The 22,502-nt window shown below is 64.4% G+C and carries 23 protein-coding genes; 16 read left to right on the top strand and 7 right to left on the bottom strand.

From position 1 onward, the window contains the following. Positions 1-61 precede the first annotated feature (61 nt). On the top strand, positions 62-829 hold the full coding sequence (locus ACU4IU_RS08090) for an SDR family NAD(P)-dependent oxidoreductase (RefSeq protein WP_376905063.1): 768 nt from the start codon (positions 62-64) through the stop codon (positions 827-829). Between the two features lie 104 nt (positions 830-933). On the opposite strand, the gene ACU4IU_RS08085 is transcribed toward ACU4IU_RS08090, so the two are convergent. Together ACU4IU_RS08085 and ACU4IU_RS08080 are read right to left on the bottom strand one after the other, a co-directional pair. Continuing rightward, a complete protein-coding gene (locus ACU4IU_RS08085) occupies positions 934-1,872 on the bottom strand; it encodes a PCC domain-containing protein (RefSeq protein WP_376905061.1) in 939 nt (312 codons plus the stop codon). A gap of 63 nt (positions 1,873-1,935) precedes the next feature. Continuing rightward, positions 1,936-3,405, bottom strand: coding sequence for an MFS transporter (locus ACU4IU_RS08080; protein WP_446656390.1), 1,470 nt, complete (start codon positions 3,403-3,405; stop codon positions 1,936-1,938). A gap of 71 nt (positions 3,406-3,476) precedes the next feature. Between ACU4IU_RS08080 and soxR the strand changes: the two genes are divergently transcribed. After that, positions 3,477-3,944: a redox-sensitive transcriptional activator SoxR gene (gene soxR, locus ACU4IU_RS08075; protein WP_139467793.1), complete on the top strand. Its 468-nt coding sequence runs from the start codon at positions 3,477-3,479 to the stop codon at positions 3,942-3,944. 49 nt (positions 3,945-3,993) lie between these two features. On the opposite strand, the gene ACU4IU_RS08070 is transcribed toward soxR, so the two are convergent. Continuing rightward, positions 3,994-4,893: a LysR family transcriptional regulator gene (locus tag ACU4IU_RS08070; RefSeq protein WP_139906565.1), complete on the bottom strand. Its 900-nt coding sequence runs from the start codon at positions 4,891-4,893 to the stop codon at positions 3,994-3,996. 138 nt (positions 4,894-5,031) lie between these two features. Here ACU4IU_RS08070 and ACU4IU_RS08065 point away from each other — a divergent pair, with 138 nt between their 5' ends. Continuing rightward, entirely contained in the window at positions 5,032-6,495 is a 1,464-nt protein-coding gene (locus ACU4IU_RS08065) for a M20/M25/M40 family metallo-hydrolase (protein WP_139467795.1), read from the top strand. Between the two features lie 79 nt (positions 6,496-6,574). Beyond that, positions 6,575-7,870: an MFS transporter gene (locus tag ACU4IU_RS08060; protein ID WP_139467796.1), complete on the top strand. Its 1,296-nt coding sequence runs from the start codon at positions 6,575-6,577 to the stop codon at positions 7,868-7,870. A 78-nt stretch (positions 7,871-7,948) separates the two neighbouring features. On the opposite strand, the gene ACU4IU_RS08055 is transcribed toward ACU4IU_RS08060, so the two are convergent. Next, positions 7,949-8,650: a YoaK family protein gene (locus ACU4IU_RS08055; protein ID WP_139467797.1), complete on the bottom strand. Its 702-nt coding sequence runs from the start codon at positions 8,648-8,650 to the stop codon at positions 7,949-7,951. A gap of 204 nt (positions 8,651-8,854) precedes the next feature. Here ACU4IU_RS08055 and ACU4IU_RS08050 point away from each other — a divergent pair, with 204 nt between their 5' ends. From ACU4IU_RS08050 to ACU4IU_RS08040, 3 genes are all read left to right on the top strand, one after another. Further along, the gene (locus tag ACU4IU_RS08050; protein ID WP_139467798.1) at positions 8,855-10,660 is read left to right on the top strand and encodes a gamma-glutamyltransferase family protein; all 1,806 of its coding nucleotides are present in this window, start codon (positions 8,855-8,857) and stop codon (positions 10,658-10,660) included. Positions 10,661-10,662: 2 nt separating this feature from the next. Further along, on the top strand, positions 10,663-11,343 hold the full coding sequence (locus ACU4IU_RS08045; RefSeq protein WP_139467799.1) for a GntR family transcriptional regulator: 681 nt from the start codon (positions 10,663-10,665) through the stop codon (positions 11,341-11,343). Between the two features lie 206 nt (positions 11,344-11,549). Then, a complete protein-coding gene (locus ACU4IU_RS08040; protein WP_376905057.1) occupies positions 11,550-11,756 on the top strand; it encodes a hypothetical protein in 207 nt (68 codons plus the stop codon). Between the two features lie 51 nt (positions 11,757-11,807). On the opposite strand, the gene ACU4IU_RS08035 is transcribed toward ACU4IU_RS08040, so the two are convergent. After that, entirely contained in the window at positions 11,808-12,305 is a 498-nt protein-coding gene (locus ACU4IU_RS08035) for an SRPBCC family protein (protein ID WP_446656389.1), read from the bottom strand. 1 nt (position 12,306) lies between these two features. Further along, the gene (locus ACU4IU_RS08030) at positions 12,307-12,717 is read right to left on the bottom strand and encodes an ArsR/SmtB family transcription factor (RefSeq protein ID WP_139906572.1); all 411 of its coding nucleotides are present in this window, start codon (positions 12,715-12,717) and stop codon (positions 12,307-12,309) included. Between the two features lie 328 nt (positions 12,718-13,045). Between ACU4IU_RS08030 and ACU4IU_RS08025 the strand changes: the two genes are divergently transcribed. The 3 genes from ACU4IU_RS08025 (at position 13,046) to ACU4IU_RS08015 (ending at position 16,405) form a co-directional block, all read left to right on the top strand. After that, a complete protein-coding gene (locus ACU4IU_RS08025) occupies positions 13,046-14,506 on the top strand; it encodes an APC family permease (RefSeq protein WP_376905055.1) in 1,461 nt (486 codons plus the stop codon). After that, positions 14,503-15,420 (top strand): universal stress protein, encoded by a 918-nt coding sequence (locus ACU4IU_RS08020; protein WP_376905053.1) that lies wholly within the window; start codon positions 14,503-14,505, stop codon positions 15,418-15,420. Before ACU4IU_RS08025 ends, ACU4IU_RS08020 begins: the two co-directional genes overlap by 4 nt. Positions 15,421-15,553: 133 nt before the next feature. Further along, positions 15,554-16,405, top strand: a complete 852-nt coding sequence (locus tag ACU4IU_RS08015; protein WP_376905051.1) for a fumarylacetoacetate hydrolase family protein — start codon at positions 15,554-15,556, stop codon at positions 16,403-16,405. Positions 16,406-16,496: 91 nt separating this feature from the next. Here ACU4IU_RS08015 and ACU4IU_RS08010 read toward each other — a convergent pair whose 3' ends face one another. Continuing rightward, positions 16,497-16,796: a hypothetical protein gene (locus tag ACU4IU_RS08010; RefSeq protein ID WP_376905049.1), complete on the bottom strand. Its 300-nt coding sequence runs from the start codon at positions 16,794-16,796 to the stop codon at positions 16,497-16,499. Positions 16,797-17,076: 280 nt separating this feature from the next. On the opposite strand from ACU4IU_RS08010, the gene ACU4IU_RS08005 reads away from it, so the two are divergent. The 6 genes from ACU4IU_RS08005 to ACU4IU_RS07980 all read left to right on the top strand — a co-directional run bounded on the left by ACU4IU_RS08005 (position 17,077) and on the right by ACU4IU_RS07980 (position 22,490). Then, entirely contained in the window at positions 17,077-17,424 is a 348-nt protein-coding gene (locus tag ACU4IU_RS08005) for a hypothetical protein (RefSeq protein WP_259358179.1), read from the top strand. A 1-nt stretch (position 17,425) separates the two neighbouring features. Then, entirely contained in the window at positions 17,426-18,874 is a 1,449-nt protein-coding gene (locus ACU4IU_RS08000; protein ID WP_180345551.1) for a sodium:solute symporter family protein, read from the top strand. 136 nt (positions 18,875-19,010) lie between these two features. After that, entirely contained in the window at positions 19,011-20,318 is a 1,308-nt protein-coding gene (locus ACU4IU_RS07995) for a CaiB/BaiF CoA transferase family protein (RefSeq protein WP_139467813.1), read from the top strand. Then, positions 20,293-20,787, top strand: coding sequence for an acetyltransferase (locus tag ACU4IU_RS07990; RefSeq protein WP_139467814.1), 495 nt, complete (start codon positions 20,293-20,295; stop codon positions 20,785-20,787). Before ACU4IU_RS07995 ends, ACU4IU_RS07990 begins: the two co-directional genes overlap by 26 nt. 38 nt (positions 20,788-20,825) lie before the next feature. Then, positions 20,826-21,386: a dihydrofolate reductase family protein gene (locus ACU4IU_RS07985; protein WP_181271072.1), complete on the top strand. Its 561-nt coding sequence runs from the start codon at positions 20,826-20,828 to the stop codon at positions 21,384-21,386. A gap of 156 nt (positions 21,387-21,542) precedes the next feature. After that, a complete protein-coding gene (locus ACU4IU_RS07980; RefSeq protein ID WP_181271071.1) occupies positions 21,543-22,490 on the top strand; it encodes a hydroxymethylglutaryl-CoA lyase in 948 nt (315 codons plus the stop codon). The last annotated feature ends 12 nt before the right edge of the window (positions 22,491-22,502 follow it).

Genomic DNA, 22,502 nt, shown 5'->3' with positions numbered 1-22,502 from the left:
TCCCGGCCATTCGGTCGGGCCGGGGATCTCACGCCTCACTCAACTCTGTCGAAGGAGAAACATGGAACCGTATCTGCTCACGAACAAGACGGCCCTGGTCACCGGCGCCGCCCAGGGCATCGGCCTGGCCATCGCCACTGCGCTGGCCAGGCGGGGTGCCTCCGTCGGCATCGTCGATCTCAAGGGCGCCGAGGAGGCTGCCGCGTCGTTGGCCACGGAGTACCCGGATCAGCGGTTTGCTGCGTTCTCACTCGACGTCCGCGACGGCGAGGAGGTGACCGCTGCGGTCGGATCGTTCGCGTCGACCTTCGGGGGTCTCGATATCCTCGTCAACAATGCGGGCACGGCCGCGCGCATCGGCATCGATGAGATCACCGCCGAGCAGTGGCAGCGTGATATCGAAACCAACCTGGGTGGGACGTTCAACTTCATCAAGGCCGCCGTCCACCCGCACATGTGTGATGCGGGACGCGGGTCGATCATCAACATCTCATCGATCTCGGGCATCAACGGCGGAGCAGTCTCCGACGGAGAAGCCGGGGCACGGTCGGGACCGGCATATGCGGCGAGCAAGGGCGGGATCATCGCCCTGACGAAATGGGTGGCCAAGGAATACGGACGCCAGGGCATCCGCTGCAATTCGGTGGCACCGGGGCCGGTCGAATCAGCGCTCACCGTCGGTCAGACTTATGACACCTCAGGGCAGGCTCTCGATCGGATGGGCCAGCCGGATGAGATCGCCGAGGCGGTCGCCTACCTTGCCACCGATGGTGCCGCGTTCACGACCGGACAGATCCTCCGCGTCGACGGCGGGGCCGTGATGTCGTGAGCGTTTGAGTGTTCTGAGCTCGAACGGACGATCCCCGCATCATCCTCAGGATGGTGCGGGGATCGTTGTCTCTGCGGACCTGTCTGGCTGGGCGACGTGTCCGGTCAGGCTGTGCGGCGGACGAAGAGTTCGAAGGTCACGGCCACGGGGTTGGCTTGAGGCTTGAGGGTGCCGGAGCTGACCTCTCCGGCGACGTCGACGACTTCGCCGGAGAGGGTGATCCGTGGAGTTGAGTTTCGCGCTCCGGTCACGGCGCCGCTCAGATGGGTGAACTCGACGGCCGGCCACGGGGCGGTGCCATCGGTGAACACGGCTCCGGTCGTACTGCCGAGACTCGCGACCACCTCGGCGGAGTCGAAGCCAGCGGCGCGGCAGACGGCGAGGACCGCCTCGTCGAGGATCTCACCGGGACGTATGCGGGTGACGACGGCATCGGGGGAGCCCGAAGACTCGGGCGGTTCTGACTTCCTCACTGCCCGGTCGGTGGGCGTCGGGGCGAAAGCTGAGAACCCGGTCTCGGGGTCGACCTCACTGATCAGCTTCGCATCGTGAAGGGTGAAGAGTCGGATCGTCAGTCCTGCCGGCCCTGCCAGGGTGCCCGGGAGCAGGTGGCCGCCCTTGGTTTGGCCGTCCGCACCGGTCCATGAGGCGTGGACGTGGCAGAACGGTGTGCCCTCACGGAAGCCGATCGTCGCAGATGCGTGGCGAAGCTTCGTGGGGCTGTCGACGGCGAATGCCTCGGTGAACGACATCGGGTGCTCGGCGTCGGGGCCGTAGGCCGGATGGACATAGTCGATATGGCCGAACTGTCCGGAGACGAACTCGGCCATGATGCCGGGAACGACGAAGTCGGTCAGGGATGCTTCGAGTGCGCTGAACAGGTCCGCGCCCTCCTGCAGTTCGAGGACATGCTCGGTGCAGCGGGACCGGACGGAGACGATGCGGGGGTTCTGCCGTGGACCCGCGTGGACCACCGCTGTTCCGGGTGCCTTCAGCGGGAAGGTCGGCTGTTGCAGTGCTGTCGTCTCGGCTCCATTGCTCATGTCTCGATTATGGTCAGGCGCCAGGGCCGGTGTCGCCGAAGATCCAAGTGGTGGAACATGAGCTCAGACATCTGACGGAACGGCGGCGGCCGCCTCGGTGCCGCGCATGATCATCACGGTACCGATGATGCCGATGCCGCCGAGGAAGGCGATGCCGGCACCCATCGTCATCGCACCGGTCGCGCCCGGACCGCCGACGGCGACGAACACTCCGACAAGTGCTGAGGCGATCGTGTTGCTGATGAGCTCGGCGGTGCCGAGCCCGGCGGCCGCCTTGGATCCTTCGACGGGGTCATCGCTGCTGCTCATCGCCGCGACGTTGAGGTGCGGAAAGGCGAGGCCGATTCCGGAGCCGGCGAGCACCAGACTTACGGCCCAGACCCAAGCGATCCACTCCGCGTCGACGAATTGAGTCGCGGCGTAGATGACCAGCCCCGCGGTCACAAGGATGGGGCCGAGGGTCATGAGCCTCCGGCCGGTGCGAGAATCATCGATACTCGCGCTGAACAGCTGGACGAAGCTCCAGCCGACCGAGATGCTAACGCCGAACACAGCCGCCAACAGTGGCGGCATGCCGACGAGATCTTGACCGAACTTCGGCAGAAAGATCTCCACCATCGCCGCGGAGCTGAGGATCCCGATGACGAGGTAGATCCACTTGAGCGGATTGCCGCGCTGGTAGGTGATGTGTGGGAGGACTGGAGAAGCGGAAGTCCGATCGACGGCGATGAAGGTGATGATGAGTGCCGCTCCTGCAGCAAGAGCGATCGTCGTGGGCCAGCCCGTGTGAACCACTGCGGCAATGCTGAAGGCAGCGGAGGCAAGGACGAGCAGCGACAGCGAGGGGATCGGAAGGCGGCCGAAGTCCCGTTGACCGGAAGCCTCGAGGGGAAGGCTGCGCAGCGCCATAAGGCCGAGCACAACCGATATCAGCGTCAGCAGACCGAAGGCCCCGCGCCAGTACCCGACCTGGGCGAATGCTCCGCCGACGGCTGGGCCGATAAGTGTGCCGAGCCCCCACATCGCCGAGACCAGTCCTGTCGCGCGAGTCCAAAGGCGCTTCGGCAGGGCATCGCGGATCACCGAGTAGCTGAGCCCGGCGAGCAGACCTCCGCCGAGTCCCTGAACGACCCGCGCGATCACCAGCAGCTCCATGGTAGGAGCGAGCGCGGCGCCGAGCGAGCCGACAGCGAAGAGGCCGAACGCGAGCAGGTACGACCACGCAGCGCCCATCGAACCGAGCACTCTGGCGACGAGCATTGAGGCGAGCACAGAGGCGACGAGGAATGCCGTGGTCACCCATGCGAAGTACTGCTGCCCGCCGATGTCGGCGATCGTCGACGGCAGAAGGGCTGCCGTGACGAAGGTGTTCATCGCGAACACTGCGATGCCGCCGGCGAGGACGAGGGAGGCGCTTGCATGCTCGGCGCTGAAGAGTTCCCGCCAGCCGCCCGTCGACTGCGCTGCGGCGGCATCCGCGGTTGCGCCTTCGGAGGGGTGTTCGGGAATCGCACTCTCGTGTTCGTCTCTCATATCGATTACGCTAGAACCTCAACTTAAGTTGAGGTCAATAGGTCTCTGCTGAGCGAGGAAAAAGAATGTCCATGAGCGACAAGAAGCCGTCGCCGACCGATATCCTGTCCGTGGGCGATGTGGCTGCACGAACCGGAGTCGCCGTCTCTGCGTTGCATTTCTACGAACGGCAGGGCCTGATCGCCTCGGTCCGTACCGCTGGAGGCCAGCGCCGATACGCCCGTCATGTTCTCCGCCGGGTTTCGGTGATCCAAGTGGCGAAGAGGATGGGCATTCCCCTCGCCGAGGTGGCCGAGGTGTTCGAGGATCTCCCTGCCGATCGGATGCCCGGGAAGTCCGATTGGCGACGGATCAGCGAGCGCTGGAGGGGCAAGTTGGAAGCCCGTCGCAAGGAGATCGAGCGGATGGAGAGCGAACTCGTCGAATGCATCGGCTGCGGCTGCGTCTCACTGCGCAGCTGCCGAGTGCTCAACCCCGATGACGCGCTCGGCTCGAGCGGTTCGGGCCCACGCCTGCTTCCGGAATTCCCCTCCGAGTGAGGGGATGAACGGTTCTAAGAGAAGAAGAATGTGAAGAACCCGGAACATCTCACAAACTGTTCTGCAGAGCCTCCACTACGAGATCGAGACCGTGGGATTCGCGGCGCGGATCGGCTTCGAGGACCTGAATGTAGCGCGATTCGATATCCGGATCGACGATCGGAATCGCTTTGCAGCCAACTGCATTGAGATTCGTCGGAATGGTTCGCCCGGCCATCATCGCGATCATCGACGTTCCCACGAGAGAGCGCAGCATGAGAACCGGACATGTGGCCTCAAGTGACGGGGAGAAGACCTGCCCCTGGGCCCGGACTGCCTGCTCGATGCGCATCCGAGCAGTGTTCCCGGCGGGAAGTGTTCCGACAGGAAAGTCCGTCATATCGCTGATGAAAAGACTGGACCGGTCAGCCAGCGGATGGTGTCCGTCGAGAATCGCAAAGTTCGTCGCTTCCACTTCGGCGACTTTGCGGACCCCCGGTAAGGTTCCGAATTCGTGGCTGGAGACCGAGAAATTCACGCACAGGTCGGCCCGACGGTTCCGCAGCACCTGCAGAGCTTCGACCGAACCGCGGTCGATGATGCTGACCTGAACTCTGTCAGTCATCCGCATCAGTCGGTTGATGGCATCGGCCACCACGGTCTGCCCCAACCCGGTGCTCGTCACGATCGAGACTGTTTCGACCGCGCCCGAGTACTCCCCGAACGAGTCGGCGAGCAGTTCCGACTCGGCGATGGTTCGGCGGGCAAAATCCGCGACGGCCAGGCACTGTGCTGTGGGATTGACTCCGGCACTCGTCCGTTCGAAGAGCTGTGTGCCGTAATGCTCTTCCAGGCTCCTGATCTGACGGCTCGCTGTCGAGTGCGAGATGAAGATCGACCTCGCGGCGAGATGGATCGACCCGTATTCGACGACGGCTAGCAGGGTCTTGAGACTGCGGAGATCGGTCATCGTGGTCGTCCTTCGGCCGGGTGCGACTCCAGAGTACGTCGGTGGTGCAGCAAACGCACCACCTCGGTGCGGGAAACGCACCTGGGTGTGGACGGATCCGGGTGTTGTCGAGTCGTCTGCTGGGCGATGCTGACAGTCATGAACGCAGAGAACACTGTCCGCGAGGGTGCGGAAGATTCCCCCGAAACCCGAACTGACCTTGCCCGGCGTGCAGGCGAATTCGTCCGCGGCGCAGACTTCATCGATCGACTCTCCCGCAGAGTCGCCCGGCGCACCGAAAGCCAAGCACCCGGAGGCGGGCCGGCAGCGCTGGCCTACCTCAGCGAAGAGCTGGTTCCAGAACTCGACGAACTCGATTTCGTTTCGACCATCCACGACAATCCGGAATCGGACGAACACCCGCTTCTCATCACCAAGCGCGTCGAGGACCCGAAGCTGCCCACGGTGCTGCTCTACGGCCATGCCGATGTGCAGTTCGCCCACGATTCGCAGTGGGCCGAGGGCCTCGACCCCTGGGTGCTCACTCGTGACGGTGACCGCCTGTATGGCCGCGGCACTGCCGACAACAAAGGCCAGCACAGCGTGAACACGGCGGCATTGAAGACCGTGCTCGACGGCCTCCGTGCAGAGCACGGAACCGGCGAAGCCAGTCTCGGCTACAACATCACGATCCTCATCGAGACCGCTGAAGAGGCGGGGTCCAAGGGCTTGCGCTCGTTTGCGGCCGCACATGCCGATGACCTCTCGGCCGAGCTCTTCCTCGCCTCCGACGGTCCACGGATCGCCGCCGAGGTCCCCACGCTGTTCCTCGGCTCCCGTGGGGCACTGAATTTCCGGCTCATCGCCCACGAGCGCGACGGCGACCACCACTCGGGCAACTGGGGCGGTCGGCTGCGGAACCCGGCCACGGTCATCGCCGCCGCGATCAACGCTCTGGTGGATGCCAACGGCGTCATTCGGATCCCTGCACTGCGCCCTGACGATCCTCCCGCCTCGGTGCTCGATGCAGTGGCGAAGCTGCCTGACATCGCCGAGGAAGGTGCACCGGAGACCGATCCGGACTGGGGTGAGCCCGGCCTGAGCCCTGCTGAACGGGTCTTCGCGTTCAATGTGCTCGAGGTCCTCGCCCTCGATGCGGGCGACCCGACTCAGGTTGTCAACGCGATTCCCGGCGCCGCCTCGGCGAGCATGCAGCTGCGATACGTCGTGGGCACGGATGTCAGCGATTTCGAGAACCGGGTCCGGACCTTCCTCGAAGAACAAGGGATCCATGGGGTCGCGGTCGAGCTCGAACACTGCATGCCGGCCACACGTCTGGACCCGGAAGCACGAGTCGTCACGGCAGCGGTGGACTCGATCCGCGAGACGACCGGACTCGACGTCGCCGTCGAGCCGAACCTCGGGGGAACCATCCCGAACGATGTCTTCGCCGAAGTGCTCGGACTGCCGACCGTCTGGGTGCCGCATTCCTACCCGGGATGCAACCAGCACGCACCGAATGAGCATGCGCTGGTATCGATCCTCAAGCAGGGTGCGGAGATCATGACGGGAATGTTCTGGGACATGCGCATGCGTCCGGGCGACTGGTTCTCCTCGAAATGATCCCGCCAGCTGTCGGAGACCCCATGTCGCAAAAAACCAAGCCGTCCCACCACCACACTGCAGGCAAAGGAGCCCAGTCATGACAGAACAGCTGTCAGCGCAGAATACCGCTGAGAACAAACCGGTGAAATCGTGGAAGGTCATCACCGCGGCCTCGATCGGAAACGCCCTCGAGTGGTACGACATCTCGGTCTATGCGTACTTCTCCGTCTACATCTCCGTGGCGTTCTTCCCCTCCGAGAGTCATGCGGTCTCAGTGATGCTGGCCTTGGGCACTTTCGCTCTGTCCTTCTTCATCCGCCCGGTCGGAGCAATCGTGCTCGGCAGCTTTGCTGACCGGAAGGGACGCAAACCGGCACTGACGCTGACGATCTGGCTGATGTTCGCAGGCACCCTGATGATCGTGCTCATGCCACCGGCTCATGTCATCGGACTGGCTGCGCCGCTGCTCATACTGCTTGCGCGGCTCATTCAGGGGTTTGCCGCCGGAGGCGAATTCGGTTCGGCAACCTCGCTCATGGTCGAACACCTGCCCGATCGCCGAGGGTTCGCTGCAAGCTGGCAGTTCACCTCGCAGGCGATGTCGACAATTCTCGCCTCCGTCATCGGTGTGGCCGTAACGACGACGCTGACGCAGGAGCAACTCGAGACCTGGGGCTTCCGCCTGCCATTCATCGTCGGACTCCTCGTCGGCCCGGTCGGACTCTACATACGTCGGCATGTCCCCGAATCTCCCGAGTTTGCCGCTGCCCAAGCTGAGAAGCCCAAGGAAGCAGCAGCAATCGGAGGGGTGCTGCGACATCACAAACTCGCGGTGCTGTTGGCGATCGGTGCGATCGCTGTCTCGACCTGCCTCAACTACTTCATCACGTATGTGCCGACTTACGCTGTCGACAACCTCGGTATGAACAGCTCCGCAGGATTCTGGGCAACGCTTGTGTCCGGACTCGTGCTGTTCCTCTGCACACCGGTCGCCGGCTACTTCTGCGACAAGGTCGGACGGTTGACCTTCATGATTCCGGCGGCGCTCGCGGTCATGGTGCTCACTTGGGTCCTCTTCACCTGGGTAGTCGCGGCCAATGCGCTGACGGTGCTCATCGTCGTGGTCGTCATCTTCTCGATCCTGAAAGCCGCCTATTACGGGCCGCTGGCCAGCGTCATGGGCGATATCTTCCCGACTGAGGTGCGAGGGACCGGGTTGTCACTGGGCTACAACGTCGGCGTTGCCATCTTCGGAGGACTGACCCCGCTGGTGGCGGCCTGGCTCATCGGCATCACCGGTGATGCGAAAGCCCCGGCTTACTGGGTGCTGCTTGCCGGAGCGCTGAGCGTGGCGGCGATCCTCGTGGTGTGGAAGAAGCTCGGCGTGCGCTGACGCCCAGGGTATGGGGCCGCCGTGAGATCGGGGCCGTGGTCGATTGCGACCACGGCCCCGACTGGGCGAATACGGAACTCAGGCGTTCGAGGCAACGGCGGCGGCCGCCTCGGCGCGGGTTCGTCTCTTCTTCTCGCCGAGGTGACCGATCACGGCTGCGGCGGCGATCATGACGGCGACGAGGGCGATGCCGATCCACTGGTTGAGCATGAGCGTGGCGGCACCGGCCAGCGCTCCGATGAGGATAAGGACGACGGCGAGGGCTCGGCGGATCCAGCGGACGTTGTCACCGCCGGCCAGGCTCGAATCGGCGGCGAGGCCGACGATCGTCGAGGTCACCACCACGGTGGTGACGTCGGCGATCTTCATCTTCCGTGCTGCCGCGGCCTGCGCACCCATGAGCGCGGACAGGGCCGAGGTGAAGATCGTGCCGGCCAGCCCGATCTCGGGATCGGGGACGACCGCGACGTAGACGGATAATGCGGCACAGCCGACGGCGACGCCGGAGAAGATCGCGGTCGTCCGGTGGTGCCAGTTCTCGCCGATGTCGCCGAGGATGCGCCCGGACAGTGCCGCACCGACCATGAAGAACACGAGGGCGAGGGCGGGGCGGAGGACGGGAACGCCGTCGGCGCCGGCGAGGCCCATGCCGAGGATGACGACGTTGCCGGTCATATTGCCGGTGAAGACCTTGTCGAAGCCGAGGTAGCCGATGGCGTCTACCATGCCGGTCGAAAAGGTCAGCAGCAGGAGCATGGCCAGGTCGAGGCGACGAGTCATGGTGTCCTTTCCGGGCGAGTGGAGCCGGCGGCAGTGCCGGAATGTCGCCATGAGGGGCAATTTGTATACAAAACTGTAATCAGGTGACGGTTGGCATGCAATCGAGGGGCAACCGGAATTGTCCGGGTATCGTCGTTATCGACAGCTGACCACGGCTTGCACGCCGAACCACGATCAGCTGACCACTGCCGAAGGACTTCGCTCATGACCTTTACACCGCCCCCAGCATTCACCACGCGCCCCACCCTCGAGGGGCACTTCGGGATGGCGGCATCGACGCACTGGTTGGCCACTGCAACATCGCAGGCGGTGCTCGAACGCGGCGGGAACGCCTTCGACGCCACCGTCGCCGGAGCCTTCGTCCTCCACGTCGTCGAGCCCCACCTCAACGGACCCGGAGGTGACATGACCGGGATCTTCGCCACCGCCGCCGAGCCTTCCCGGCCACAGGTGATGATGGGTCAAGGGCCGGCTCCGGCCGCGGCGACGATCGAGCATTTCCGCGGCGAGGGCCTCGATATGGTCCCCGGCTCCGGGGCTCTCGCCGCCGCCGTTCCCGGAGCCGTCGACTCGTGGCTCAACCTGCTCGAACACCACGGGACGTGGGAGCTCGCCGACGTCCTCGACTTCGCCATCGACTACGCCGATAACGGGCATCCGATCCTCGCCCGAACAGCCGGGGCGATCGCGAAGGTCAGCGAACTCTTCACTGAGCACTGGCCGACCTCGGTCGCACAGTGGATGCCCGAAGGCCGAGTTCCCGATGCCGGCGAGCTGGTGTTCAACCACGCCTACGCCGATGTGCTGCGCAAACTCATCGCCGCCGGTGACGGCACTGCGACACGGGAGGAGCGGATCCGAGCGGCCCGTCAGGAGTGGAAGTCCGGATTCGTCGCGCGGGCGATCGCCGACTTCATCACCACCGCGCACAGACACTCGACCGGAGGCGACCACGCCGGAGTCATGACTCTGAAGGACATTTCCGTGTTCGACGCTGGGTTCGAAGATCCCGTCACCATCGACTTCCGCGGATATCAGGTCGCGAAGATCGGTGCCTGGGGTCAAGGTCCGGTGCTGCTGCAGACTCTGAAGATCCTCGAGGGCTTCGACGATGACCGCCTCGACCCGTCGACCGAGAGCGGAGCGCACACGATCCTCGAAGCGCTGAAGCTGGCCATGGCCGACCGTGACACCTACTACGGCGATGCCGACGTCGACCTCGACTGGCTGCTCAGCGACTCCTATGCGGCCTCCCGACGAGAACTCATCACTGAGCAGGCATCGGCGGAATTCCGGCCCGGTCTCGGCCGGGACGGTGCGGCGCCCGTCTTCACCACCCCCCTCGTTCCCGAAGGTGATGACAAAGAAGCGCTGATCAAAGCCGGCATCGGGGAGCCGACCGTACAGAAGAACGGCGTGAACAACGGCGACACCTGTCACCTCGACGTCGTCGATCGGTGGGGCAATATGATTTCGGCGACCCCGTCCGGAGGGTGGCTGCAATCCTCGCCGACCGTCCCCGGACTCGGATTCTGCCTCGGCACCCGGCTGCAGATGATGTGGCTCGACGAGGCGGCCCCCTCGGCACTGCGCCCGGGCAAGCGTCCGCGCACGACATTGACCCCGACCTTGATCTCCCGAGACGGGCAGCCGGTCATCGCTCTCGGCTCACCCGGCGGTGACCAGCAGGAACAGTGGCAGCTGCTGCTGATCCTGCGCATGCTCGTCGGCGGCTACCGTGCGCAGGAGGCCATCGACGCACCGGCACTGCACACGACGTCGTTGGCGGGATCGTTCTGGCCGCGCACCTGGGTTCCGGGTGGGGCGGTCGTCGAGGACCGCCTCGGCGAGGATGTCATCAACGGGCTCATCAACCGCGGTCATGACGTGACCAGGGCGGGGGAGTGGGAGCTCGGTCGGCTGTCGTGCGTGACCCGGGATCCGGCGACGGGGCGGCTGAGCGCAGGAGCGAATCCGCGTGGAGCGCAGGGTTATGCGGCGGGGAGATGACCATGGCTGATTCGCACGATGCGCCACTGGATGTCGCCGCGCAGATCCGCACCGACATCATCAAGGGCAAGCTCGAGCCCGGGACCAAGCTGCGTGAGGTCGCCCTGGCCGAACGCTACGAAGTGTCGCGGATTCCGATTCGGGAAGCGCTGCGAACTCTTGAGGCCGATGGGCTCGTCGAGTCCCGGAAGTTCAGCGGTTCGGTTGTCGCGCCCTCCCCGGCCGAGGATGCCGAGGATCTGTTCGAGATCCGCATCGTGCTCGAATCGGCGACCGCGAAGCGCGCCGCCCGCCGGGCCGCCGAGCTCAGTGCCGGCGGCGAGCATGATGCGAAGTGGTCGGAGATCCGCGCAGAGATCAACGAGATCCTCGAGGCCGGCGACGCCGTCATCGCTGATGAGCGCTTTGAGGACCTCGCGGTGCTGAATATGCGATTCCATTTCGCGGTCGCCGAGCTCAGCGGGAGCCTGTCGTTCATCAGCCTGCTGCGTCAGATCTCCGGCAAGATCGAGTGGCTGTACTCGCTCAACCTCATGCGTCGAGGCCCGCAGGCGTGGCCGGAGCATCGCGAGATCATCGCTGCCATCGATGCTGGCCAGGTCGAGCTATCCGCCGAGGCAATGGCCCGACACGTGCGCCGCAGCCGCGATTCCTACTTCGCCACCATGTCCGAACGCCCCTAACTACTACCTGACGGCGGCTCAGCAACCTGGCGCCAGGTTGCTCAGCCGCCGTCAGGTGCCTTGGAGAGCGAATTTCATCCTTTTGTGGGAGATACATCGACTCGGAGACCCGCTACTGTTGAGTGGTCCCGTCACCGTTACGACGCCCGTTGAAGGTTCGTCGGACGTGATGACGGTCCAGTCAGCCCAGCCCATCAACTGGAACGGTGATCAGAAACTTGCAGGAACCCGCCCGTCGCTCCCTGCTGCTGACAGCATTGAGCTATCTGCTCGTCGTTGCGGGAATCAGCCTGCTGATCCTCGCGTACGAGGTCCCGGGTGCAGCCCTGCTGGGCTCCGGTGTCTTCCTCATCGGCATCAACGAGCTGTGCCTGTACATCGCCAAGTCGTCCGAACGCCCCACAACTACCTGACGGCGGCTCAGCAACCTGGCGCCAGGTTGCTCAGCCCCCGTCACGTAGTAATTAGGCCTCGACGAGGAGGCGGTCGAGTTTGTTGTAGCCCTCGACGATGCCGTGCTCCATACCCGGGGCGACCATGCCGTCGCGGGATTCGAGCGAGTCGAAGATTGAGGTCGACATCAGCCGTGTCCGCCCGTCGCCGAGGTCAGTGAGTGTGAGGATCTCGAGGTTGACCGCGTCCGGGAAGCCCTCAAAGGTGAAGGTCTGGACGATGCGCTCGTTCTCCCGCACCTCGTGGAACGAGCCGAAGAACGCGTACTCGCCGCGATCGTCGTTCGAAACATAGCTCCAGTTCCCGCCGGTCGTCGCATTCCATTCCCGGATCGTGTTCGTGATCGAGTCCGGTCCGCACCACTTGACGAACAGTTCGGGGTCGATGTGGGCCCGGAACACCTTGTCCGGTGAGGCGGCGAAATCGCGGGTGATCGAGACGGTCTGCACCCCCTCGGGGACGTCGAGCTTGAGAGTCGAATAGTCGGCTGCGGTGTCTGTGGCGGTCATGTCATGCTCCTTTGCGTGATTTTCTGTGGGGTGATGTGTCCTCGGACCCCTTCGCCGAGGCGGCGCTGGAGTCCGAGTCGTTCGCTACCTCGTCCGCGTTCATCGCTTCGAGGACCGCGTCGAGGCGTTGGTAGCGTTCCTCTGCCTGCTGCTTGTATCTTTCGATCCATTTCGTCATCAGATCGAACACATTGTCTTCGAGGTGGACTGGTCTGCGCTGGGCGTCACGGGTGCGGGAGACCAGTCCGGAGTCCTCGAGCACCTTGAGATGTTTCGATACGGCCTGCAGGCTGACGTCATAGGGTTCGGCGAGTTCGTTCACCGTCGAGTCCGCGACGCTGAGTCTGGCCACCATGTCCCGCCTCGTCGGGTCGGCCAGAGCGGCGAAGACCTTGGACAGCTGATCGGCCACTTGAGCCTCCTGTGAATCTGAATCGAAACAATCATTCAACCAATGGGTTGATAAAAGGGTATGTCTGCCAGTTCTCGTAAGTCAACCATTTGGTTGAATAAAGTATTCGTTGGAGCGTATCTCGTGCTCCACCTGCAGTGACGTGCGCAGGGTCGGAGCCGCCTCGGTGAGAGGCGACGGATTCCGCACCGATGAATTCCGGTAGAAACCGAATCGGACCGCGCAGTCTGTCGTATGGTCTCAGTAGCGGCGAGCAGCGAGCGCACCCGACCGGTGCGCGACGGGCTCCGCCGACAGGCAAGTAAGACGATGAAGTCTGGAGAAGAACATGCCCACACTGCGACAGCAGCTGTTCCGGATCAAACCGGTTCCGCGGCAGAAGGAAGACGTCGAGACCGATCTCAAACGCACGATCGGGCTGTTCTCGCTGACGATGGTCGGCGTCGGCTCGACCATCGGCACCGGCATCTTCTTCATCCTCTCCGAGTCCGTTCCGGTGGCGGGACCGGCCGTGATCTGGTCATTCGTCATCGCCGGCGTCGTCGCCGGCCTCGCGGTCATCTGCTACGCCGAGCTCGCCGGATCTGTCCCCGTCTCCGGATCCTCTTACTCCTATGCCTACGCGACCCTCGGCGAACTGCCGGCGATGGGGGTGGCCGCGTGTCTCCTCCTCGAGTACGGAGTCGCCGGTGCGGCCGTCGCGGTCGGCTGGTCGCAGTACGTCAACCAGCTGCTGTTCAATCTCTTCGGATTCCAGATCCCGCACGCCCTGGCCTATGCGCCGGAAGAAGGCGGAATCGTCAACCTGCCTGCCATCCTGCTGCTGGCGATGTGCTGCTTCCTCCTGGTGCGCGGCACCGGCGAATCCATCGTCGTCAATGCGATCATGGTCTGCCTCAAGATCGGCGTGCTCATCTTCTTCATCTGCGTCGGCGTTACCGGCTGGGACTCGAATAACTTCGCCGACTTCGCCCCCTTCGGCATCTCCGGAGTCGTCGCCGGCTCGGGTCTGATCTTCTTCAGCTACGTCGGCATGGACGCTGTCGCCACGGCCGGCGATGAGACGAAGAACCCGAAGAAGACGATGCCCCGAGCTCTCATCGCTGCCCTCATCATCGTCACCTCCGTCTACGTCCTCGTCGCCGTCGCCGCCCTGTCCGCCCAGCCGTGGGAGAAATTCGACGGACAGACCGCAGGCCTGTCGGCCATCCTCGAGAACATCGTCGGCTCGCAGTGGCCCGGCACGGTCGTGGCCGCCGGCGCGGTGATCTCGATCTTCTCCGTCACCCTGGTCTCCATCTACGGCCAGTCCCGCATCCTCTTCACAATGGCCGGCGACGGAATGATGCCCAAGCTCTTCCGCGAGGTCAATCCCCGCACACTCACCCCGGTCAAAGGCACGATCGTCGTCTCCGCCGTCATCGCGGTCCTCGCCGGCTTCATCCCGTTGAATTTCCTCGCCGAGATGACCTCGATCGGCACCCTCGTCGCCTTCGTCGTCGTCTCCCTGGCCGTGATCATCCTGCGCGTGCGCGAACCGAACCTCGAACGCGGCTTCAAGGTCCCGTTCTATCCCGTCCTGCCGGTGCTCTCGATCATCGGCTGCTTCTGGATCATCTCGAGCCTGCAGGTCATCACTATCGTCGTCTTCATCATCTGGACCGCCTTTATCCTGAGCCTGTACTTCATCTTCGGCCGCAAGTCCTCCGTCCTCGGCAAGCAGCTCGCCGAGGCGGGACCCACCAATCCCGAATCCCCCGGACCGGACTCCACAGGAGGAGCCAAATGAGCATCGTCGTCGGTCTTGCCCCAGGTCAGGACAACCGCGCAGCCGTCGAGCTGGGCATCGTCCTCGCCCGCACTTATCGACGCCGGATCGTCGCAACCGCCGTGGACTCCGCTGCGTTCCCGATGGCGCCCGTGCACTTCGAGAGCCAGTACGAGAACAGGTTCCGCACCGTCGCCGAGGCGGCCCTCGACGAGGCGCGTGCGCTCATTCCCAGCGATATCGAGTCCGAATGCGTCCTCCACTCCGCGCGGTCGTCGCGGCGCGGTCTGCTCGAGATGTGCGAGAAGACCGACGCCTATCGCCTCGTCGTCGGACCATCGTCGGAAGGGAAGCCGGGCAAGATCGCGCTCGGGTCGGTGTCGAACGGTCTGCTGCACAGCGCCAGGCTGCCGGTGGCCCTGGCCCCGGCCGGATTCGAAGCGCCTGCAGGGGCGCGGCTGGAGCGGATCACTGCCGCGTATTCGGGGTCGTCCACCTCGGCGGATCTCATTCTTGGTGCTGCGATGGTTTCGGCGGAGTCGGACGTGCCGTTCCGCATCGCTTCGTTCGCCCCGCGTTCGCGTGTGGTCGCCTCGGCGAACGTGCCTTTCGACATGGAGTCACGCGTCATCGACGAATGGACGAAGACCGTCCAGCGTGACACGGACAAGATCCTGTGCTCGATCGAGCAGCTGCACATCAAGCCAGGTGAGACGGACGTCGTCGTGGGAACCGGCGCCGATTGGGCCGCGGCGCTCGGCGCTGTCGAGTGGAAGCATCCGGAAGTGATGATGCTCGGATCCTCCGGGCTGGGTGCGCTCAAGCGGGTCTCGCTCGGCAGCCACGCAATGCGGATCCTGCAGAACTCTCCGGTGCCGATCGTCGTCGTACCCCGTCGAGCGAAGGCCGATTACACGCGCCAGCAGACCGTGTGACGGTCGGTCCGGGTGGGCGCTTCGACGCCTGCGGGTGTCCAATGCTTGAGCAGTTCCAAATTAGCGCAGGCAGTCTCGCTAGCCTGGCGACAGGTCACAACGACGTGGCCGAGAGCTAGTAGAGAGGAACCGCATGGAACTGCTGCGACTGGGACCGATAGGACACGAGATTCCGGCGGTCCGCCATGACGGAGTCTGCTTCGACCTCCGCCCGCTGACCGATGACATCGACCCGGACTTCTTCGCTGCCGACGGCATCGGACGCGTCCGAAGCGCGCTTGACGCTGGGGAACTCAAGCCGCTCGATGGTGCTGATGAGATGCGCATCGGCGCGCCGCTGACCCGACCTTCAGCCATCGTGTGCGTGGGCATGAACTATGCAGCGCATGCTCGTGAGGCCGGAGCCGAACCTCCCGAGCGACCCGTCATCTTCTTCAAGATGCCCTCGACCATCGCCGGGCCCAACGACCCGATCGAACTGCCGCCGTATGCGGCGAAGGCCGATTGGGAGGTCGAACTCGGAGTGGTCATCGGATCACGGACCTTCAGGGTCGCCTCGGCGGAGGAAGGACTCAATCACGTCGCCGGGTACGTGCTCGGCAACGATCTGTCCGAACGCCGACTGCAGATCGAGGAGTCCGGGGGCCAGTGGTCGAAAGGGAAGAATCTGCCCGGGTTCACCCCGCTCGGGCCGTGGATCCGCCCCGCCGCCGAGGTGGACCCCGGCAACCTGCGCCTGCGCAGCTGGGTCAACGGCGAAGCCAGGCAGGATTCGTCGACGAGTGACCTCATCTTCTCCGTCGGCGAGATCATCTTCCAGCTCAGCCAGGCGATGGCCTTCGAACCGGGCGACGTCATCCTCACCGGCACACCGCAGGGCGTCGCGCTGTCGGGGCAGTACCCGTACCTGGTCGACGGCGACGTCGTCGAAATCGAGCTCGAGGGCCTCGGCCGACACCGACAGATCGTGACCGTCACGGAGTGAATGCACGAAGCGGCGCACCGATGACTGGTGCGCCGCTTGTGTTTGCGGATCGGCGTCTCAACGATGACGCCGGATCAGGTGAGGGCTGAGATCAGCGGTTCTCGTCGAAGCCGCCCTGCTCGCCACCGAAGCCACCCTGGGCCTGATCCCGGCCGCCGAATCCACCCTGATCCTGGCCGCCGGGCTGGCCGCCCTGCTCGCGGTCATCTCCACCGAATCCGCCGGACTGTTCCTGGCCGCCGAAGCCACCCTGCTCCTGCTGACCCGACTGGCCCTGCTGGCCACCCTGATCGCCGAAGCCGCTCTGCTGTCCCTCGGGACCGCTCTGCTGCTGATTGCCGAAGTCGTTCTGACCGCTGTCGTTGTTGCCTGCGAAATCGTTCGATTCCATGTCCAACTCCTCATTCGGTGACGAATCATCGCTGTCTGCGACTCGATTGCCAGTCTTCGGTACCCAGAGCCTGGCTGACAATAGAGTTCAAGGAATGTTGCACGAAGTTCACTCAAGCCGCAGCTGATGTTCAGCCAAGGCAGCTTTTCAATGCGACTTTGCTGTCAGCGGCATTTCGTCACCGTCCAGCACCGATTGTGGAGAGAAGATGGACGTGGTCGTGACCATGGTGGTCGGACCGCCGGCCGAGCAGACCGGCCGAACGAGTGCGGGAGGCACAATGAGTACACCCGATTCCGACACACGACGGGTGACGAAAGGTCGCGTCACGGTCTGGGCGGTTCTCTGTCTCATTCCGGTGATCGCCGCCTTCGTCCTCCAATGGCTGCCGATTCTCAACGGCCCACATCTGTTTCTCGGGCTGCCGACCATCTTGTGGTGGACCTGTGTGCCCGGCAGCCTCCTCGTCACCGGCATCCTCCTGATCATCGAGAAGACCCGCCCCGATCTCGAACGGCAGGGCCACCTCGACGACCTTGCCCTCGAAGAAGCCGAGAGGCTCGAATCGGCCAAAGTCGGAGACCGACCGGAAGTGCAGGCACACCCCGACAACGGTCGGGAGGGCTGAGATGAGCACTATCGAGATCGTCACCCTCGGCGGAATCGTCCTCGTCGCAATTCTCGGGTTCATCGGACGCAAGAAGCCCAATGCCGACCTCTCCGAGTGGACCGTCGGCGGCCGACGCTTCGGCGTGGCCACCACCTGGCTGCTTCAGGCCGGCGAAACCTTCACCACCTTCACCTTCCTCGGTACCGCCGGGCTCGTGGTCTCGGGAGGCGCCGCCGCCTTCTACTCGATGCCCTACGTACCCCTCGGCTACCTGGTCCTCTACTTCATCGGCCCGAAGATCTGGCGCATGGCCAAAGCACGCGGACACCTGACACAGGCCGACTTCCTCGAACACAGCTACTCCTCGCGCACCCTCGGAGTCATCGCCGGCATCTGCGGAGTCATCTTTCTGCTGCCCTACCTGCAGCTGCAGATCACCGGACTCGGCCTCATCGTTCAACTCGTCACCGGCAACCGAACGACGGGCGTATGGTCAATGGTCATCGCTTTCATCCTCGTCGTCGCCTTCGTCCTGTGGTCGGGTCTGCGAGGCGTGGCCACGACCGCGTACTTCAAAGACGCGCTCATGCTCGTCATGCTCTTCGTCGTATGCATCTCGATCCCCATCCATTTCACCGGCGGATTCACGAACGTCTTCGACACCGTCGCTGCCACCATGCCCGACCTCCTGAGCGTCCACGGCACAGAGGAATACGGCATCCCCTGGTACATCTCGAACATGGCGATCAGCGCCATCGGCGTGGCCTTCGTGACTCTTCCGCACATGTGGCCGCCGATCCTCGCAGCCCGCAGCTCCGCGGTGCTGCGTCAGAACTACCTGTGGCTGCCGATCTACAACACCTTCATCGTCCTGCCGCTCATCGTCGGCTACGTGGCTGTCGTCATCCTCGGTCGGAACACCGACGCCGACTCGGCTCTGCTCCACCTGTCCGGACAGATGTTCCCCGATTGGGTGATCGGAGTCCTCGCCGTCGCCGGAATCACCACGGCGATGGTGCCCTCGGCCGCGCTGCTCATCGGTATCTCGACCCTGGCTTCACGCAATGTCTTCCGGATCAGATCCGAACGGCATCAGTTCACTGCGACTCAGATCATCGTCGTCGTCGCCACTGCCCTGTCGCTGCTGCTGGCCATCGTCATGCCCGACCTGCTGGCGAACCTCCTGCTGCTGACTTTCTCCGGCCTCGACCAGCTCGCTCCGGCGATCGCCGCGGCTCTCTTCTTCCGCGGTCGTCTCAGTGTTCGCTCGATCATCGCCGGTCTCGCGGCGGGACTGATCGTCGTCATCGCCTACACGTTCTGGCTGCCGTTGCCGTGGGCGATCAGCGAAGGCATCATCGGCCTCGGCGTCAACATCCTCGTCGTTGCGGTCTGCGAAGCCGTGCGTGCCGGGGTCGGTCGGTCGAAGGCTGAGATTCCGACCGAATCCATCGGTCAACGCGCGTAGGTCACGCTGCGGAACAGCTGAGCACCGCCTCGGGGAGGTGGACCGTCCGACCGCCCGGGCGGCGGATATCCGCGCCGATCGCCCCGACACCTGGCACCATGGGAGAACCGAACCACGCACAACTAGGAGCATCGTCATGAGCACGCACCGACTTCCCCTTTCCGGTGTGCGAGTCCTCGAACTCGGCAACTACATCGCCGCACCCACCGCCGGGCGGATGCTTGCGGACTTCGGCGCCGAGGTGATCAAGGTCGAACGCCCCGGCACCGGCGATGAGCTGCGCAATTGGCGGCTCAAGGCCGGCGACACCTCGATGCTCTACCGCACGATCAACCGCAACAAGAAGTCGGTCGTGCTCGACCTGCGCAGCGACGAGGGACGCGAAGCTGTGCTCGAGCTCGTCCGCCGCAGCGACATCCTGCTCGAGAACTTCCGCCCCGGCACCCTCGAGAAATGGGGACTCGGCCCCGACGTGCTCGAAGAGGCGAACCCCGACCTTGTGTTCGTGCGCATCTCAGCGTTCGGCCAGACCGGACCGATGTCGTCCCGGCCTGGATTCGCCGCCGTCGCCGAAGGATATTCCGGCTTCCGCGAACTCGTCGGCGACCCCGACCGCCCGCCGGTGCGCGTGGGCATCTCGATCGGCGACTCGATCGCCGGAATGCAGGCGGCGTTCGGTGCCGTGATGATGCTCTTCGACCGACAGCGGCAGAAGATCGCCGGAGCCGCCGAGGCGGTCGTCGGATCCGCGCACAGCTTCGAAGGCAAGGGTCCGCTGTCGGAGCGGACCGTCGACGTCGCGCTCAACGAGGCGATGTTCTCCGTGATGGAATCCCTCGTCCCCGACTACTCCGCATTCGGCGAGGTCCGCACCCGCACCGGTGGTCGGATGGAGGGCATCGCGCCCTCGAACGGCTACATGTGCGCCGGCGGGAAGTCCGTGGTCATCGCCGGTAATGGGGATGGAATCTTCCCGCGGCTGATGACGGCGATCGACCGTCCCGACCTCGCCGAGGATGCCGACCTGCAGACGAATGCCGGCCGTTGGCAGCGGCGCGACGAACTCGACGAAGCCATCGGGGCGTGGTGCGCGCAGCGTTCAGTCGAGGACGTCGTCGAGACTCTGGAGGAAGTGGGCGTTCCGGCGGGACCCATCTACACGGCCGAAGATCTCGTCGCCGATGAGCAGCTCGCCGCTCGCGGGATGATTCAGAACCTCGACGTCTCCACCGGCGAAGAAGTCCTCGAAGACGTCGCCTTCCCCGGCATCACCCCGGTCATCGGCGGCGAATCGATCGCGATCGACCACCTCGGGCCCGACTTGGGCGAACACACCGACGAGGTGCTGTCGTGGCTGGGCCTCGCCTCGGCCGCACGCGGTGAGGCGGATTTCGGTGCCGACTCGGAGGGGAACGTCGATGGTGCCGCCAAAGACACGGACTGATATGACAGCCCTCAGGCTTCGGCCCGCATCCGGGTGCTCTGACGTCCCTGCCCTTGTGGCGATCTGGCGCAGCGCTGTCGACGCCACGCATGATTTTCTGTCCGACGACGACCGGGACGAGATCGAGAAGCATCTGGCTGCGGACTACTTTCCGGCCGTGAGACTCACCGTCGCTGAATTGGACGGCCGAGCCGTAGGGTTTTGCGGGGTCGTCGACGGAGACCTCGCGATGCTCTTCATCGACGCTGGTGAACGGGGCCGGGGGATCGGCTCCGCGCTGATTGACTATGCGATCGAACACGAGGATGTGACCACGGTCGACGTCAATGAACAGAACACCTCAGCGCTGGAGTTCTACCGGCACCAGGGGTTCGAAATGATCGGACGCAGTGAGACCGATGAAGCCGGGCGGCCCTATCCGATCCTGCACATGAGGTTGGCTGGGGATGCCGACGCCAGCGGGAATTGACTCTTCCAGCAGTGCCCGCCCAGGTCTACTCTTATGCCATGGGCGAGCTGAGGTACTCGATCAACGTCACCGTCGACGGCTGCTGTGATCATCGCGTGGGAGTCATCAGCGATGATTTCCATCGCCATCATGCGAACAATCTCAAGCGTGCCGACGGGCTGATCTTCGGTCGCATCACCTACCAGATGATGGAAGACGCCTGGCGCCGGCCCGAAGGTGACACGACCCCGGAAAAGGACCTCGACCCGTTCATTGCGGCCATCGGCCCGGCCCGCAAATACGTCGTCTCGAGCACCTTGGACAGCGTCGACTGGAACTCCGAACTCATCCGCGGCGACCTCGCCACCGCCGTCCGCGAGCTCAAGGAACAATCCGTGACGGGACTCGCAGTCGGGGGAGTGACGTTGCCGCTCGCGCTCGCCGAACTCGGCCTCATCGACGAATTCGAATTCGTCATCCACCCCTGCATCGCCGGCCACGGACCGTACCTCTTCGCGGGTCTGAGTGACGTCGTCGACCTGGAGCTCGTCGACCGCAGCGAACTCGAAGCAGGCCACGCGATCCAGACATACCGGCCGAAGAACCTAGCGTCCCGATAGACGGGAATGAACACAGGCAATTCTCCCCGACCTCTCATATGCCGAACAAAGTCTGTTACCTGGACTGAGCGCGTTATATAACGAGAGTGGAGTCGCGCATGGTCGCGCGGCGACGAATCGTTTCCCGTTCAGCGGGAGCCTGCGTGAAGGAGTCCCATGGTCCGGCCCACTTCCGTCGATATCCTCGACACCACTCTGCGCGACGGGCTGCAGATCGAAGAAGCCATCGTGCCCACCGAAGTCAAGGTTGCCCTGGCCGAGAAACTCATCGGCTCGGGACTCAAACACATCGAGGTCGGCTCCTTCGTCAATCCGAAGAAGGTCCCGCAGATGGCCGACACCGACGAACTGCTGCGCCGTCTGGCACCACACGAGGCCGACGGGGTCGAGTTCTTCACCCTCGTCTTCAACCTCAAAGGCGCCCAAAGGGCCGTCGACGCCGGGGCGAAGAACATCAAACTCGTGCTCTCGGCCTCCGAAGGACACTCGAAAGCGAATTCCGATGCCTCCATCGCCGAGGCCTCCGACCGCCTCATGGACGCCGCCGTCTTCGCCCGTGACCGGGGACTGCGCTTCGACATCACGACCGCCGTGAGCTTCATCTGCCCCTTCGACGGGATCACCGAGGCTGACCACCTCGTCGAGGTCCTCCGTCCCTTCGTCGACGCCGGAGCCCACGGCGTCGGGGTGGCCGACACCATCGGCAACGCCAACCCATCGCTGGTCCGCCGCAACACCTCGGCGGTTCTCGACGCCTTCCCCGGCAAACCGGTCAACCTCCACCTCCACGACACCTACAACTTCGGCATGGCCAACGTCATCGCCGCCCTCGAGCTGGGGATCGCGAACTTCGACGCGGCCATGGGCGGACTCGGCGGCTGCCCCTTCGCCCCGGGCGCCGCCGGCAACATCGGCACCGACGACCTCGTCCACCTCCTCCACCGCGAGGGCGTGGCCACCGGCGTCGACGTCGAGGCGCTCACCGAGGTGCGCGACCCCCTCATCGCCGCCGTCGGACACGACCTGACTTCGAGCCTGTCGGACATCCCCGCGACCCCCGCGGTCTTCGACGACCGGTTCGCGGCCGCCTCGGCGAAGGTCTGAAATGACTTCCCA

This window comes from Brevibacterium sp. CSND-B09 (assembly GCF_052906525.1).
The sequence above is the reverse complement of the archived record's forward strand: the minus strand, read 5'-3'. Positions and strand labels throughout refer to the sequence as shown.

Excerpts from the sequence above, each read along its gene's own strand:
- ACU4IU_RS08090 (WP_376905063.1), top strand. The coding sequence starts at position 62 with ATGGAACCGTATCTGCTCACGAACAAGACGGCCCTGGTCACCGGCGCC.
- ACU4IU_RS08085 (WP_376905061.1), bottom strand. The coding sequence starts at position 1,872 with ATGAGCAATGGAGCCGAGACGACAGCACTGCAACAGCCGACCTTCCCG.
- ACU4IU_RS08080 (WP_446656390.1), bottom strand. The coding sequence starts at position 3,405 with ATGAGAGACGAACACGAGAGTGCGATTCCCGAACACCCCTCCGAAGGC.
- soxR (WP_139467793.1), top strand. The coding sequence starts at position 3,477 with ATGAGCGACAAGAAGCCGTCGCCGACCGATATCCTGTCCGTGGGCGAT.
- ACU4IU_RS08070 (WP_139906565.1), bottom strand. The coding sequence starts at position 4,893 with ATGACCGATCTCCGCAGTCTCAAGACCCTGCTAGCCGTCGTCGAATAC.
- ACU4IU_RS08065 (WP_139467795.1), top strand. The coding sequence starts at position 5,032 with ATGAACGCAGAGAACACTGTCCGCGAGGGTGCGGAAGATTCCCCCGAA.
- ACU4IU_RS08060 (WP_139467796.1), top strand. The coding sequence starts at position 6,575 with ATGACAGAACAGCTGTCAGCGCAGAATACCGCTGAGAACAAACCGGTG.
- ACU4IU_RS08055 (WP_139467797.1), bottom strand. The coding sequence starts at position 8,650 with ATGACTCGTCGCCTCGACCTGGCCATGCTCCTGCTGCTGACCTTTTCG.
- ACU4IU_RS08050 (WP_139467798.1), top strand. The coding sequence starts at position 8,855 with ATGACCTTTACACCGCCCCCAGCATTCACCACGCGCCCCACCCTCGAG.
- ACU4IU_RS08045 (WP_139467799.1), top strand. The coding sequence starts at position 10,663 with ATGGCTGATTCGCACGATGCGCCACTGGATGTCGCCGCGCAGATCCGC.
- ACU4IU_RS08035 (WP_446656389.1), bottom strand. The coding sequence starts at position 12,305 with ATGACCGCCACAGACACCGCAGCCGACTATTCGACTCTCAAGCTCGAC.
- ACU4IU_RS08025 (WP_376905055.1), top strand. The coding sequence starts at position 13,046 with ATGCCCACACTGCGACAGCAGCTGTTCCGGATCAAACCGGTTCCGCGG.
- ACU4IU_RS08020 (WP_376905053.1), top strand. The coding sequence starts at position 14,503 with ATGAGCATCGTCGTCGGTCTTGCCCCAGGTCAGGACAACCGCGCAGCC.
- ACU4IU_RS08015 (WP_376905051.1), top strand. The coding sequence starts at position 15,554 with ATGGAACTGCTGCGACTGGGACCGATAGGACACGAGATTCCGGCGGTC.
- ACU4IU_RS08010 (WP_376905049.1), bottom strand. The coding sequence starts at position 16,796 with ATGGAATCGAACGATTTCGCAGGCAACAACGACAGCGGTCAGAACGAC.
- ACU4IU_RS08005 (WP_259358179.1), top strand. The coding sequence starts at position 17,077 with ATGAGTACACCCGATTCCGACACACGACGGGTGACGAAAGGTCGCGTC.
- ACU4IU_RS08000 (WP_180345551.1), top strand. The coding sequence starts at position 17,426 with ATGAGCACTATCGAGATCGTCACCCTCGGCGGAATCGTCCTCGTCGCA.
- ACU4IU_RS07995 (WP_139467813.1), top strand. The coding sequence starts at position 19,011 with ATGAGCACGCACCGACTTCCCCTTTCCGGTGTGCGAGTCCTCGAACTC.
- ACU4IU_RS07990 (WP_139467814.1), top strand. The coding sequence starts at position 20,293 with ATGGTGCCGCCAAAGACACGGACTGATATGACAGCCCTCAGGCTTCGG.
- ACU4IU_RS07985 (WP_181271072.1), top strand. The coding sequence starts at position 20,826 with ATGGGCGAGCTGAGGTACTCGATCAACGTCACCGTCGACGGCTGCTGT.
- ACU4IU_RS07980 (WP_181271071.1), top strand. The coding sequence starts at position 21,543 with ATGGTCCGGCCCACTTCCGTCGATATCCTCGACACCACTCTGCGCGAC.